Source organism: Modestobacter sp. NPDC049651 (assembly GCF_040659695.1).
Lineage (GTDB): Bacteria > Actinomycetota > Actinomycetes > Mycobacteriales > Geodermatophilaceae > Modestobacter.
On the sequence record NZ_JBFAOG010000001.1, the window covers coordinates 672111 to 684426 of the forward strand.

Below are 12316 nucleotides of genomic sequence, written 5' to 3' on the forward strand. Positions count from 1 at the left end.
GGAGGAAGGTCGCTTAGCCGGCCAGCCAGTTGGTCAGCTTGGTCGTCGCCTCGTTGAAGTTCTTCGTGTACCAGCCGATGTCCTGCAGCACGGTCTTCCCCTTGTTGTCGGGCCCGTAGACCTGCACCTTCGCGGCCGCGCCCTGCAGGTCGGGCTTGGCGTTCTTGTTCACCGGCGTGACGCCGACGTTCTCGGCGATGGCGGCGGCGGGCTCCGGGCTGGTCACGTAGGAGAGGAACTCCTGCGCGGCGGCCGCGTTCTTCGCCCCCTTCGGGATGGCGGTGCCGTTGAGCGAGGCGACCGTCTCGTCCCAGACGATGGTGATGTCGGTGCCCTGGTTGATCAGGGGGACGAGCCGGGAGTCCGACAGGAAGAACATGTCGACCTGCCCGGAGCCCACCGCCTGCTGCAGCGCCCCGACGTTCGGCGCGAACGTCGTCTGCTTGCGGATGGTGTCCCACTTCTTCAGCGCCCGGTCGACGTCGAGCGGGTAGACGTCGTCCGGCGCGACGCCGTCGGCGAGCAGCGGGTACTCGAGGATGCCGTTCTGCAGGTTGGTCACGACCCCGCGCTGACCAGGGAACTTCTTGGTGTCGAAGAAGTCCGCGACCGTCTTCGGCGCCTTGCTCGGGTCGGGGAACGCCTCGGTGCGGTAGGCCATGGGCGTGGAGAGCAGCCAGTTGCCGACGTAGCACTTGCCGATCGCGTCGTCGACGAGGTCGCCCTTGTCGACGCCGGTGTACTTGATCGGCTCGAAGAGCGTGCCGCAGTTCTGCTCCGCGGCCGCCGGCGCGACGGCCATGACGTCCCAGTTGACGGCGTCGGCCTGCACCTGGGCCTTCACCTGCGCCACGTCCGGCGGCGAGGTGTTCACGAAGGTGACCCCCGGGTGCTCCTTCGTGTACGGCTCCTGCCAGGACTTGATCATGGCGTTCTGGCCGTCGCCGCCGTAGCCGACGAAGGTCAGCTGGGCCTTCTGCCCCGCGCCGGAGGACGACGACGAGGAGGACGAGGCCGTGGAGCCGTCACTGCCGCCGCAGGCGGCCAGAGAGACGGCGAGGACCATCGCCCCGAGGGTCCCGAGCGCGCGCTTGGTTCGTGGCACCGTTGTCACTTCCCTTGGACATCGGGCTCGCGCCCGGATGTGCGTTCACTATGCGATGTTTCACATCGGCATCTGAACATTAGGCCTCCACCATCGGGCGGACAAGCACCTGCCGCGGGTCTTTTCGCAGGTCATGCGCACAGTGGGACGGGCTGGTGCGCATCGTGGACGGCGCCCGGACGCACGCAGACCTCCCGGCCGGGAGCACCCGGCCGGGAGGTCTGCAGGAGATGCCGTCAGGCGGCGACGACGCGCTGCCGGTCCGCCCGCCACCACGCCACGACGTCGCTGCCGAGCCCCAGCTCGGTCTCCGCGGCGTCGAGCCGGGCGAGGCCCAGCACCCCCGCCGGCCCCAGCGCGAGCGTCACCGTGCGGTAGGCGCCCAGGTAGGAGACGTCGCTGACCCGCGCGGCCACCGCGTTGGCCCCCGGCGGCACGTCGGCCTCCCGGGCCACCAGGTGCACGTCCTCGGGTCGCACCACCAGCGCGGTCCGCTCGGCCGAGGCGGCGCGCCCGGCGACCGACCGGGGGTCCACCGCCCAGCGGCGGCCGCCCCAGCCGGCCGCCGTCCCGGCCAGCTCGTCGAGCTCGAACACCGTTGAGTCACCGAGGAACCGGGCGGTGAACAGCGTCTCGGGCGCCTTGTACAGCGTCTCCGGGGTGCCGCACTGCTCGATCCGGCCGTTGTTGAACAGCGCGATCCGGTCCGACAGCGACATCGCCTCCTCCTGGTCGTGGGTGACGAAGACGAACGTCGACCCGACCTCCCGGTGGATGCGGTGGATCTCCGCCTGGAGGGCGCCGCGCAGGTTGCGGTCCAGCGCGCCCAGCGGCTCGTCGAGCAGCAGCGCCTTGGGGGCGAAGACGATCGCCCGGGCCAGCGCCACCCGCTGCTGCTGGCCGCCGGACAGCTGCGTCGGGTAGTGCCCGTCGCGCCCGGTGAGCTGCACGAGCTCCAGCACCTCGGCGACCTTGCGGGCGATCTCCGGCTTGGGCAGCTTCCGCTCCCGCAGCGGGTAGGCGACGTTCTGCGCCACCGTCATGTGCGGGAACAGCGCGTAGTTCTGGAACAGCATCCCGAGGTCGCGCCGGTGCGGCGGCAGGTCGCTGACGTCCCGGCCGTCGAGCGCGATCGACCCGGAGGTCAGCGTCTCGAACCCGGCGATCAGGTTCAGCGTCGTCGTCTTGCCCGACCCGCTGGGCCCCAGCAGCGTCATGAACTCGCCCGGCTCGATGGTCAGCGACACCGCGTCGACCGCGGGGTTCGCCAGTCCGTAGTCCTTGGTGACGTCGGTGAGGCGGATCTGCGTGCCGGTGCTCGCGACGGTCGCCGGGGCCGGCGGCGCGGCGGCGGGGGTGGTGGTGAGGGACATCCGAACTCCTATCGGGGCGTGCGCCGACGGCCCACGAGCTGCGGGACGAGGCAGACGAGGGTGACCACGGTGACCACCAGGGAGGACGACGCGGCGATGGTCGGGTCGACCTGGAAGGTGACGCTGTTGAACATCTGGACGGGCAGCGTCTGGAAGGTGGGCGAGCGCAGGAACAGCGCGATGACGACCTCGTCGAACGAGGTGACGAACGCGAAGATCGCCCCGGTGACGACGCCGCGGCTGATCAGCGGCAGCGTCACCCGCTGGAAGGTGCGCAGCGGGGTGGCGCCCAGCGACGCCGAGGCCCGCAGCAGCTTGGTGTCGAACGAGCCGAGCGCGCTGGTCACCGCGACCAGCACGAACGGGACGCCGAGCGCCGCGTGCGCCAGCGCGTACCCGGTGAACGTGCCCACCAGGTGCCAGCGCAGGAACGAGATGTAGACGGCGACCGCGAGCACGATGCCCGGCGTGACGACCGAGATCATCAGCAGCGTTCGGGCCAGCCCGGCGAGCCGGCCGGTGAGCCGGTGCAGCCCCACCGCCGCGGCGGTGCCGACCACGGTGGCGATCACCGCGGCGGTGAGCGCCACGAGCACCGAGTTGCGCAGCGAGGTGAGCCACGCGGGGTCGGTGAAGAAGTTGCGGTACAACTGCAGCGAGAAGCCCTTGGGCGGGAACGAGAACGTCGTCGACTCGCTGAAGCTCATCGGGATGACGAACAGCGTCGGGAGGATGAAGTAGAGCCCGACCACGGCGGTGGCGATGCGCAGCCACCACGGGATCGGGTCGATCCCCCGGTCGCGGCGGCGGCGGGACCGGCGGGTGGGCTCGGCGACGGCGCGCTCCAGGTCGGCGGGCAGCGTCGGGGCCGGGGCGGTGGAGGTCATCGCTGCTCCTGGGTGGGGGTGGTGGCGGCGACGCCGATGGCCGAGACCGTGCCGCCGACCCGGTTCGCCCAGGCGACCAGCGCCAGGGTGATGACCAGGACCAGCCAGCCGAGCGCGCCGGCGCCCTGGAAGTCGAGGAGCTGGCTGGTGCGCTGGGCGAGCAGCTGGGCGATCAGCGACTGCTGCGGGGAGCCGAGCAGCGCCGGCGTGACGTAGAAGCCGAGGCTGAGGGTGAAGACCAGGATCAGCCCGGAGGTGACGCCGCCGCGGGACAGCGGCCAGTAGATCTTCCAGAAGGCGACCAGCGGCGAGGAGCCCAGGCCCCGGGCGGCCAGCAGCAGCCGGCGGTCGATGCCGGACAGCGAGGCGAACAGCGGAAGCACCATGAACGGCAGCAGCACCTGGCTCATCGCGACCGCGACGCCGGCGGTCTTGCCGTAGAGGACGACGTGCAGGCCGAACAACTGGAAGAACTCGTCGACCGGCCCGCCCCGCTGCAGGATCAGCACCCAGGCGAAGTTGCGGGCCATCACCGACGTCCAGAACGGCACGAGCACCAGCACGAGCAGGACGGCGCGCAGCCGCTGGCCCACCCGGGTCATGACGTAGGCGTAGGGGTAGCCGAGGGCGAACGCGATCACGGTGACGATCGCCGCGGTCTGCACGGTGCGCCACAGCACCCGCAGTGTGACCCCGTCGGTGAACAGGGTCCGGTAGTGCGCGAACGTCCAGTTCGGCGCGTCGACGCTGCGCCAGAGGCTCTGCAGCAGCGGGAGCAGCAGGATCGCCGCGAGCAGGGCGAGGGCGGGCACCAGCAGCAGCCAGTGCGGCGCCGGGGCCCGCCGGCGGGCGGGAGCGGTCATGTCGGCATCCACCTCTTCGTGGGGTCAGCAGGTCAGCCGGCGACCATCGAGGTGAGCGTCGAGGCCGCGTCCTGCAGGGCCCGGACGCGCTCCGCGGAGTCGTCGGAGGGGTTGAGCCGGGCGGTGGTGCCGATCAGCGCCATGGCCGCCTGGACGTCGTAGGTCGCCAGGATCGGCACCGCGACCGACGCCAGACCGATCCGGTCGAGGTCGGCCCAGGCGAGGCGGTGCCGGCGGGCGTCGTGCAGCGCCGCCCGCTCGGCGGCCACCTCGGCGGGCGGGAGCGTGGCGTGCGCCCGGCTCACCGCCCGGGGGTCGGACTGGAAGGCGAGCAGCACCCGGGTCTGCGCCGCCTTGACCTCGAGCACCGTGCCGATCCGGACGGTGAGCAGGATCGTGCCCTGCTGCGGCTCCTCGACCAGGGTCACCACGGCCCCGGTGCGGCCGAGGAAGCTCAGCACCGCCGTGAGGCCGGTGGTGTCGGCCAGCTGGCGCATCACCGCGGGGGCCAGCGTGAGGATCTGCTGGCGCACCGAGATCAGCGCCGACAGCTGGTCCAGCAGCGGGCCGGGGCCCGCCGTCGCGCTCAGGAACCCGGCGCGCTGCAGCGACTGCAGGTACCGGTGGGCGGTCGTGCGGTTGAGCCCGAGCCGCTCGGCGACCAGCGACGCGGTGAGCACCCGGGTGTCCTGGTCCAGCAGCGACAGCACGTTGGCCGCCCGGTCGATGGCCTGGATCGGCGTCCGGTCGGCGTCGCCGCCCGGCCCGTCGGGACCGGGCCGGAGCGCCGCCGGAGCCGCTCCGCCGCGCAGCACCGGTTCCAGCTGCGTGAGGTCCATCTACACCCCCTCGGGGAGCGCGTCGGTGCGCTCCGCGGGGCGGAGTCAACCAGGTCACAGTTCACGATGCAATCATCGGATCCGCATTGCGAACGTCCGGAACTCCCGGTGCTGGACACCCCTGACTGCCGTCCGTATGTTGAACAACGATTGCGCATCTCGAACAAAGGAGTTCCCGGATGACCACCCTGGAGACGGGCGCCGAGCCGTCGCCGGCCCTGCTGAAGGTGCTCGACGGCGTCGTGGACCTGCACTGCCACTCGGGTCCCAGCCCGTTCCCCCGCCGGCTCGACCACGTCGAGGCCTCGTGGGACGGCGCCCGGATCGGCATGCGGGCCGCCCTGGTCAAGTCGCACCACCACAACACGGTCATGGACCTGCTGGCCATGGGCCCGCGGCTGGCCGAGGCCCCCACCCCCATGTACGGCGGGGTCGCGATGAACTCCGAGGTGGGTGGCATCAACCCCTCGGCGGTCGCGGTCGCGATCAACATGGGCGGCAGGTGCGTGTGGGGCCCGACCGTGTCGGCCGGCCAGCACATCGAGGCCCACCGGCACGACGACGGCTTCCCGCACAACACCGGCAACCTCTACGAGCAGGAGGTGTCGGTCTTCGACGCCTCCGGCGACGTGTCCGCGGAGACCGACCTGGTCACCCGTCTGGTCGGCGAGGCCGACGTGCTGCTCACCGGCGGTCACCTGGACGGCGAGTCGATGGTCGCCTGGTTCGAGACGGCGCACCGCAACGGCGTCCGGCGGATGCTCATCCACCACCCGGACTACATCATCAAGGCCTCCGACCAGGCGATCGAGAAGATGCTGGGCCTCGGCGCCTTCGTCGAGCACGAGCTGTCGATGTACGACCCGCGGGTGACCGCCCCCGACTGGCCGATCGAGCAGCTGGTCGACTGGATCCGCAAGATCGGCCCCGAGCGCACGGTCATCGACTCCGACCTCGGCCAGGTGGGCAACCCGCTGCCGGTCGACGCCTACCTGCTCGTCGTCCAGCAGCTGCTCGACCACGGCATCAGCGAGACCGACATCCGCCAGATGATCTGCCGCAACACCGCCTTCCTCCTGGGTCTGGAGGAGACGAACTGATGCGGAAGGCCGAGAAGGTCGTCATCACCACGGCGGTCACCGGATCGGTGAACGTCCCCTCGCAGAGCCCGTACCTGCCGCTGAGCGCCGACCAGGTGGTCGAGGCGGCGCTGGGCGCGATCGAGGCCGGGTCGGCCGTCGTCCACCTGCACGCCCGGCACCCCGACGGCCGCCCGGCCTGGGAGCCGGAGTTGTTCGAGCAGATCGTCCCGCGGATCACCGAGGCCACCGACGCGGTCATCAACATCACCACCGGCGGCTCGTCGGCGATGACCATGGAGCAGCGGCTGGCCGGCGCGACCACGTTCTCCCCCGAGCTCGCCTCGATGAACATGGGCTCGATGAACTTCGTCTACTCGGGGATCGCCGACCGGGTGACCGAGTGGCAGCACGACTGGGAGGAGCCGTACGTCCGCAACACGTACAGCCAGCCCTTCATCAACACCTTCGACCGCATCGAGCACACCCTGCGGACGCTCGGCGCCACCGGCACCCGCTTCGAGTTCGAGTGCTACGACATCGGCCACCTGTACTCGCTGGCGTACTTCGCCGACAAGGGCCTGGCCGAGCCGCCGTTCCTCGTCCAGGGCGTGTTCGGGATCCTCGGCGGCATCGGGGCCGACCACGCGAACCTCGAGCACATGGTGCGGATCGCCGACAAGCTCTTCGGCGACGACTACTCGTTCTCCGCCTTCGCCGCCGGCCGCGACCAGATGCAGTTCGCCACCCACAGCGCCTGGCTCGGCGGGCACGTGCGGGTCGGGCTGGAGGACAGCCTCTGGCTCGGCAAGGGCCGCCTCGCCGAGAGCAACGCCCAGCAGGTCACCAAGATCCGCGCCGTCGTCGAGGACCTCGGCAAGCAGATCGCCACCCCCGCCGACGCCCGCGCGATGCTCGCGCTGCGCGGTCGCGACGCCACCTCTCCGGACCGCACCGACAGGAGCGCCCTCGCATGACGACCTACGCCGCCGACGACATCCGCTCGCAGCTTGCCACCGCCGCGCCGCAGCGCACCGTCGACCCCGCGACCCCGATCAAGCCGTCGCAGTGGATCGAGTTCCTCGCCCAGCCGCCGTCGGAGACGGGGCCGCACGGCAGCCGCACCTGGCTCGCCCGCGCCAGCAACCTGGTGCTCGCCTACACCGAGGCCAGGGCCGGCGACGTCTTCGCCCGCAGCGGCCAGCCCGACGAGTACACCGTCCTGATGTACTCCGCCAGCGCCCCGGTCACCGTCACCGCCGGCGACGAGAGCGCGTCGGTCGCGGAGGAGGCGTTCGTCGTCGTCCCGCCCGGCGACAGCGAGGTGCGGGTGGACGCCGACGGCGTGCTCATCCGGCTGTTCTCCGCGGAGGCCCCGGACCTGACCGCCGCCGCGCTCAACGCCGACGCGTACGCCGAGCCCGACCTCCGCGCCGCCCCGCTGGTGCCGTGGCCGGACCCGGTCGGCGGCTTCCGGCTGCGGGTGTACCGGCTGGCCGACACCCCGATCGCCGAGGGCCGCTTCGGCCGGATCTTCCGGACGACGAACCTGATGGTGAACTTCCTCGCCGAGGAGCCCGGCCCGCGCAACGTGCACAAGCTGTCGCCGCACCACCACGACGACTTCGAGCAGATCTCGCTGGCCGTGCAGGGCCGGTTCATGCACCACATCCGCTACCCCTGGGGCCCGGACGCGACGCAGTGGCGGCCGGACGAGAGCCGCGAGATCGCCACGCCGTCGATCTGCGTCATCCCGCCGCCGACGGTGCACACCACCCAGGGCATCGGCGAGCACCAGCAGCTGATCGACATCTTCGGCCCGCCGCGGCAGGACTTCTCCGACTCCGGCTGGGTGCTCAACGCCGACGACTACCCGGCGAGATGATGGCCCGCACGAGCCTGTTCCGCGCAGCCCTGGCCGGCGGCGCCGGCCCGGCGCTGGGCACCTGGGTCAAGATCCCCGCGCCGGAGGTGATGGAGCTGGTCGCGCTGGCCGGCTTCGACTTCGCCGTCATCGACCTGGAGCACTCCCCCGTCGACCTCGAGTCGGCGTTCGGGCTGATCGGCACGGCGCTGCACACCGGCGTCTCGCCGATCGTCCGGGTCGCCGACGCGCACCCCGGGCTGGTGCAGCGGGTGCTCGACGCGGGCGCGGAGGGCGTCATGTTCCCGCACGTGGACACCCCCGAGCAGGCCCGCGCGGCGGCCGCCGCCGTCCGGTTCCCGCCACTGGGCACCCGCGGCGTCGGGGCGACCAGCCGGGCCGGCGCCTGGGGTGCGACCCCGCTGGCCGAGTACCTGCGGTACGGCCAGGAGGAGGTCGTGCTCATCGCCCAGATCGAGAGCGCGACCGGGGTGCGCAACGCCAAGGCGATCGCCGCGGTGGACGGCGTCGACGCGCTGCTCGTGGGTGCCGCCGACCTGTCGGTCAGCGAGGGCCGGACGGCGGACGACCCGGCCGTGCTCGAGCTGATCGCCGCCGCCGTCTCCGCCGGCCGGGACGCCGGCGTGCCGGTGGGCAACGCCGGCGGCGCCACCACCGCGTCGGTGCAGGCGGCCGTCGACGCCGGCTTCACCTTCACCCTGCTCAGCAACGACGCCACGCTGCTCGGCACCGCCGCCCGGGCGGCCGTCGCGGCCGGCCGCAGCGTGGCCTTCCCGTCACCGGAGATGGAGAACAGATGAGTGAGCCACTGGCCGGCAAGGCCGTGCTCGTCGTGGGCGCGAGCGCCGGGATCGGCGCGGACACCGCGCGGCTGCTGGCCGCCGACGGGGCGTCGCTGATGCTCGTCGCGCGGAACGAGGAGCCGCTCGCGGCGCTGGCGAAGGAGCTGGACGCCGACGGCGCGGACGTGGCGTGGTGCGCCGGCGACGTGTCGGTGCCCGCGGACGTCGCCCGGTTCGTCGACGCCACCGTGGAGCGGTTCGGCCGGCTCGACGGCGCGTTCAACAACGCCGCGATGACCCAGGCCGGGCGGCTGGACCGGGTGCCCGAGGACGAGTTCGACCGGCTGCTCGCGGTGAACGTGAAGGGCACCTGGCTCTGCCTCCGCGAGGAGGTGCGGGTGATGGAGGCGGCCGGCGTCGGGTCGATCGTCAACGTCTCGAGCATCGGCGGGCTGCGCGGCAGCTCCGGCATGGGCGGCTACCAGGCCAGCAAGCACGCCGTCATCGGGCTGACCCGCACCGCCGCGCACGACTTCGGGCCGCTGGGCATCCGGGTCAACGTCGTGGCCCCCGGCCCGACCGAGACGCCGATGCTGCAGAAGACCCGCGAGGCGATCCCCGGTGGGGTCGAGGCGCGGATCGCGGCCACCCCGCTGCGCAAGGCCGGCACCGGCGCGGAGGTGGGCGCGGTCGTGTCCTTCCTGCTGTCGGACCGGGCCTCGCACCTCTCCGGCGTCGTCCTGCCGGTGGACGGTGGTTTCGTTGCCTGACGCCATCGGCACCCTCCGGCTGCCGGCTCGCGTGCACTACGGCTACGGCGCCCGCGCGCAGCTGCCCGAGCTGGTCGCGCTGTCCGGCCGGCGGGCGCTGGCCGTCGTCGACCCGTTCCTGGCCGGCTCCGCGGTGCTGGCCGAGGTGGTCGCCGCGGTGACCGCGGCCGGCGTCGAGGTGCAGGTGTACTCCGACGTCACCCCGGAGCTGCCGGTCGACACCCTGACCGCGGCCGCCGACGTGGCCCGCGAGTTCGGGGCGGACGTCGTCCTGGCGATCGGCGGCGGCAGCGCGCTGGACGCCGCGAAGGTGGTGGCGCTGCTGGCGACCTTCGACGGGCCGCTGGACCGGTACTACGGCGAGAACCAGGTGCCCGGCCCGGTGCTGCCGGTCGTCGCGGTGCCCACCACCGCGGGCACCGGCTCGGAGGTCACACCGGTCGCGGTGGTCTCCGACCCGGACCGCGCGCTCAAGGTGGGCATCTCCAGCCCGTTCCTGGTGCCGGCCGCCGCGGTCGTCGACCCCGAGCTGACCCTCGGCGCGCCGGCGAGCGTCACGGCGTTCTCCGGCATCGACGCGCTGGTGCACGCGGTGGAGTCCTACACCGCGCGGCCGCTCGAGACCGACTGGTCGGCGCCGCTGCCGGTGTTCACGGGCCGCAACGCGCTGGCCGAGCCGGTCGCGCTGCAGGCCGCCGCGGCCCTGGGGCCCTGGCTGCCGGTCGCGGTCGCCGAGCCCGGCAACCGGCGGGCCCGGGCCGAGGTGGCCCGCGGTGCGCTGCTGGGCGGCATCGCGTTCGGCTCCACCGGCACCCACCTGTGCCATGCGCTGCAGTACCCGATCGGCGCGCTCACCAAGACGCCGCACGGGCTGGGCACCGGGCTGGTGCTGCCCTACGTCATCGACGTGGTCCGCCGCTCGACCGACGGTGCCGAGCGGCTGGCCGCGCTCGGCGCCGCGCTGGAGGGCGTCCCCGCCGGCGAGGCGTCCGCCGACCGCACGCTGGCCCGGGTCGTCGAGATCAACGCGCAGATCGGCGTCCCGAGCAGCCTCGCCGAGATCGGCATCGACCGCGACCAGCTGCCCGAGATCGCCGAGCTCGGCCTGCGCTCGGCGCGGCTGCTGGCCATCGCACCGGTCGACCCCACCCGCGACCTCCTGCTCGAGGTGCTCGAGCACGCCCACGCCGGCGTCCTGACCGAACGGAGCCCCGCATGACCGCCAGCACCGAGCTGCGCACCGACCTGTTCATCGACGGCGAGTGGCGGCCGGGCTCCGAGGGCCGGCGCTTCGACGTCGTCGACCCGTCGGACCTGTCGGTGATCGCGCAGTTCGCGATCGCCTCCGGGGCCGACTGCCAGGCCGCCGTCGACGCCGCGGCCGCCGCGCAGGAGGCGTGGGCGGCGACCGCGCCGCGCGAGCGCAGCGAGCTGCTGCGCGCCGCGTACGACCTGCTCACCGAGGAGGTCGAGTTCTTCGCCGAGCTGATGGTGCGGGAGAACGGGAAGTCCTGGGGCGACGCGATCGGCGAGGCCGGCTACGCGAAGGAGTTCTTCCGCTGGTTCGCCGAGGAGGCCGTCCGGGTGCCCGGCGACTACCGGCTGTCGCCCGCGGGCGACAAGCGGATCGTCGTCGACCGGCAGCCGATCGGGGTCTCGCTGCTGGTCACGCCGTGGAACTTCCCCGCCGCGATGGCCACCCGCAAGCTCGCCCCGGCGCTCGCCGCCGGCTGCACGACGATCCTCAAGCCCGCCCGGGAGACGCCGCTGACCGCGGCGTACGTGGTCGACGTGCTGCGCCGGGTGGGAGTGCCGCGCGGCGTGGTCAACCTGGTCACGCCGGTGCCCACCGGGCCGCTGGTCAAGGCGATGCTGGACCGGCCGGAGGTGCGGAAGCTGTCGTTCACCGGCTCGACCGAGGTGGGCCGGGAGCTGCTGCACGCCTGCGCCGACTCGGTGGTCAGCGCCTCGATGGAGCTCGGCGGCAACGCCCCGCTGGTCGTGCTGCCCGGCGCCGACCTCGAGGTGGCCGTGGAGGGCGCGCTGCTGGCGAAGATGCGCAACGGCGGGTCGGCGTGCACCGCGGCCAACCGGTTCTACGTGCACAGCTCGCTGCACGACGAGTTCGTCGCCCGGCTGGACGCCGCGCTGTCGAAGGTCGCCGTCGGCCCGGGGCTGGACCGCGCCAACGACCTCGGCGCGCTGGTGTCGGTGGCCGAGCGGGACAAGGTGGCCGAGCTGGTGGACAGCGCGGTGGCCGACGGGGCGACCGTCGTCCGCGGCGGGACGGCGTCGGCCGAGGGAGCCTTCTACGACGCCACGCTGCTCACCGGCGTGCGGCACGGGTCGCGGATCAGCACCACCGAGATCTTCGGCCCGGTGACCGCCGTCGTCCGCTTCGACGACGTCGACGAGGCGGTCCGGATGGCCAACGACACGATCTACGGCCTGATGGCCTACGTGTTCGGCGAGGAGCGGTCGGCGATGGCCGTCGCCCGCCGGCTGGAGGCCGGGATGGTCGCGGTCAACCGCGGGGTGGTCAGCGACCCGGCGGCGCCGTTCGGCGGGGTCAAGCAGAGCGGGCTGGGCCGGGAGGGCAGCTCCGAGGGGATCCTGGAGTTCCTCGAGGAGAAGTACATCGCGCTGACCGCCTGACCGGGTCGCCGCGGCCCATCCGGCCGCCCGGGGTCACCGTCCAGCGGGACCCGGTCGCGGTCTGCAGCGTCCTCGTCG

Annotated in this window: 12 protein-coding genes; 7 read left to right on the forward strand and 5 right to left on the reverse strand. The window is 72.9% G+C overall.

From position 1 onward, the window contains the following. Positions 1–13: 13 nt before the first annotated feature. The 5 genes from AB0J00_RS03255 to AB0J00_RS03275 form a co-directional block, all read right to left on the reverse strand. Positions 14–1105, reverse strand: coding sequence for an extracellular solute-binding protein (locus tag AB0J00_RS03255; protein WP_357740061.1), 1092 nt, complete (start codon positions 1103–1105; stop codon positions 14–16). Between the two features lie 236 nt (positions 1106–1341). Then, a complete protein-coding gene (locus AB0J00_RS03260; RefSeq protein WP_357740064.1) occupies positions 1342–2478 on the reverse strand; it encodes an ABC transporter ATP-binding protein in 1137 nt (378 codons plus the stop codon). An 8-nt stretch (positions 2479–2486) separates the two neighbouring features. After that, positions 2487–3365, reverse strand: a complete 879-nt coding sequence (locus AB0J00_RS03265) for an ABC transporter permease (protein ID WP_357740067.1) — start codon at positions 3363–3365, stop codon at positions 2487–2489. Then, positions 3362–4228, reverse strand: a complete 867-nt coding sequence (locus AB0J00_RS03270; protein WP_357740070.1) for an ABC transporter permease — start codon at positions 4226–4228, stop codon at positions 3362–3364. Before AB0J00_RS03270 ends, AB0J00_RS03265 begins: the two co-directional genes overlap by 4 nt. 32 nt (positions 4229–4260) lie before the next feature. Further along, complete coding sequence (locus tag AB0J00_RS03275; protein WP_357740073.1) at positions 4261–5067, reverse strand: helix-turn-helix domain-containing protein; 807 nt, start codon at positions 5065–5067, stop codon at positions 4261–4263. Positions 5068–5246: 179 nt separating this feature from the next. Between AB0J00_RS03275 and AB0J00_RS03280 the strand changes: the two genes are divergently transcribed. Genes AB0J00_RS03280 through AB0J00_RS03310 form a run of 7 tightly spaced genes read left to right on the forward strand, consistent with a single transcriptional unit; the run spans position 5247 to position 12238 of the window. Then, positions 5247–6167, forward strand: coding sequence for a DUF6282 family protein (locus AB0J00_RS03280; RefSeq protein ID WP_357740076.1), 921 nt, complete (start codon positions 5247–5249; stop codon positions 6165–6167). Continuing rightward, complete coding sequence (locus AB0J00_RS03285; RefSeq protein WP_357740080.1) at positions 6167–7123, forward strand: 3-keto-5-aminohexanoate cleavage protein; 957 nt, start codon at positions 6167–6169, stop codon at positions 7121–7123. The genes AB0J00_RS03280 and AB0J00_RS03285 overlap by 1 nt, the downstream gene beginning before the upstream one ends. Further along, the gene (locus AB0J00_RS03290; protein ID WP_357740083.1) at positions 7120–8031 is read left to right on the forward strand and encodes a hypothetical protein; all 912 of its coding nucleotides are present in this window, start codon (positions 7120–7122) and stop codon (positions 8029–8031) included. The genes AB0J00_RS03285 and AB0J00_RS03290 overlap by 4 nt, the downstream gene beginning before the upstream one ends. Continuing rightward, positions 8031–8831, forward strand: coding sequence for an aldolase/citrate lyase family protein (locus AB0J00_RS03295; RefSeq protein WP_357740086.1), 801 nt, complete (start codon positions 8031–8033; stop codon positions 8829–8831). Before AB0J00_RS03290 ends, AB0J00_RS03295 begins: the two co-directional genes overlap by 1 nt. Then, positions 8828–9583: an SDR family NAD(P)-dependent oxidoreductase gene (locus AB0J00_RS03300; RefSeq protein ID WP_357740089.1), complete on the forward strand. Its 756-nt coding sequence runs from the start codon at positions 8828–8830 to the stop codon at positions 9581–9583. The genes AB0J00_RS03295 and AB0J00_RS03300 overlap by 4 nt, the downstream gene beginning before the upstream one ends. Beyond that, positions 9576–10802, forward strand: coding sequence for an iron-containing alcohol dehydrogenase (locus AB0J00_RS03305; RefSeq protein WP_357740092.1), 1227 nt, complete (start codon positions 9576–9578; stop codon positions 10800–10802). Before AB0J00_RS03300 ends, AB0J00_RS03305 begins: the two co-directional genes overlap by 8 nt. After that, positions 10799–12238, forward strand: coding sequence for an NAD-dependent succinate-semialdehyde dehydrogenase (locus AB0J00_RS03310; RefSeq protein ID WP_357740095.1), 1440 nt, complete (start codon positions 10799–10801; stop codon positions 12236–12238). Before AB0J00_RS03305 ends, AB0J00_RS03310 begins: the two co-directional genes overlap by 4 nt. The last annotated feature ends 78 nt before the right edge of the window (positions 12239–12316 follow it).

What these genes read in the sequence shown, in the direction of transcription:
- AB0J00_RS03300 (WP_357740089.1), top strand. Translation starts at nt 8,828, where the DNA reads ATGAGTGAGCCACTGGCCGGCAAGGCCGTGCTCGTCGTGGGCGCGAGC.
- AB0J00_RS03310 (WP_357740095.1), top strand. Translation starts at nt 10,799, where the DNA reads ATGACCGCCAGCACCGAGCTGCGCACCGACCTGTTCATCGACGGCGAG.
- AB0J00_RS03280 (WP_357740076.1), top strand. Translation starts at nt 5,247, where the DNA reads ATGACCACCCTGGAGACGGGCGCCGAGCCGTCGCCGGCCCTGCTGAAG.
- AB0J00_RS03260 (WP_357740064.1), bottom strand. Translation starts at nt 2,478, where the DNA reads ATGTCCCTCACCACCACCCCCGCCGCCGCGCCGCCGGCCCCGGCGACC.
- AB0J00_RS03290 (WP_357740083.1), top strand. Translation starts at nt 7,120, where the DNA reads ATGACGACCTACGCCGCCGACGACATCCGCTCGCAGCTTGCCACCGCC.
- AB0J00_RS03270 (WP_357740070.1), bottom strand. Translation starts at nt 4,228, where the DNA reads ATGACCGCTCCCGCCCGCCGGCGGGCCCCGGCGCCGCACTGGCTGCTG.
- AB0J00_RS03295 (WP_357740086.1), top strand. Translation starts at nt 8,031, where the DNA reads ATGGCCCGCACGAGCCTGTTCCGCGCAGCCCTGGCCGGCGGCGCCGGC.
- AB0J00_RS03265 (WP_357740067.1), bottom strand. Translation starts at nt 3,365, where the DNA reads ATGACCTCCACCGCCCCGGCCCCGACGCTGCCCGCCGACCTGGAGCGC.
- AB0J00_RS03275 (WP_357740073.1), bottom strand. Translation starts at nt 5,067, where the DNA reads ATGGACCTCACGCAGCTGGAACCGGTGCTGCGCGGCGGAGCGGCTCCG.
- AB0J00_RS03285 (WP_357740080.1), top strand. Translation starts at nt 6,167, where the DNA reads ATGCGGAAGGCCGAGAAGGTCGTCATCACCACGGCGGTCACCGGATCG.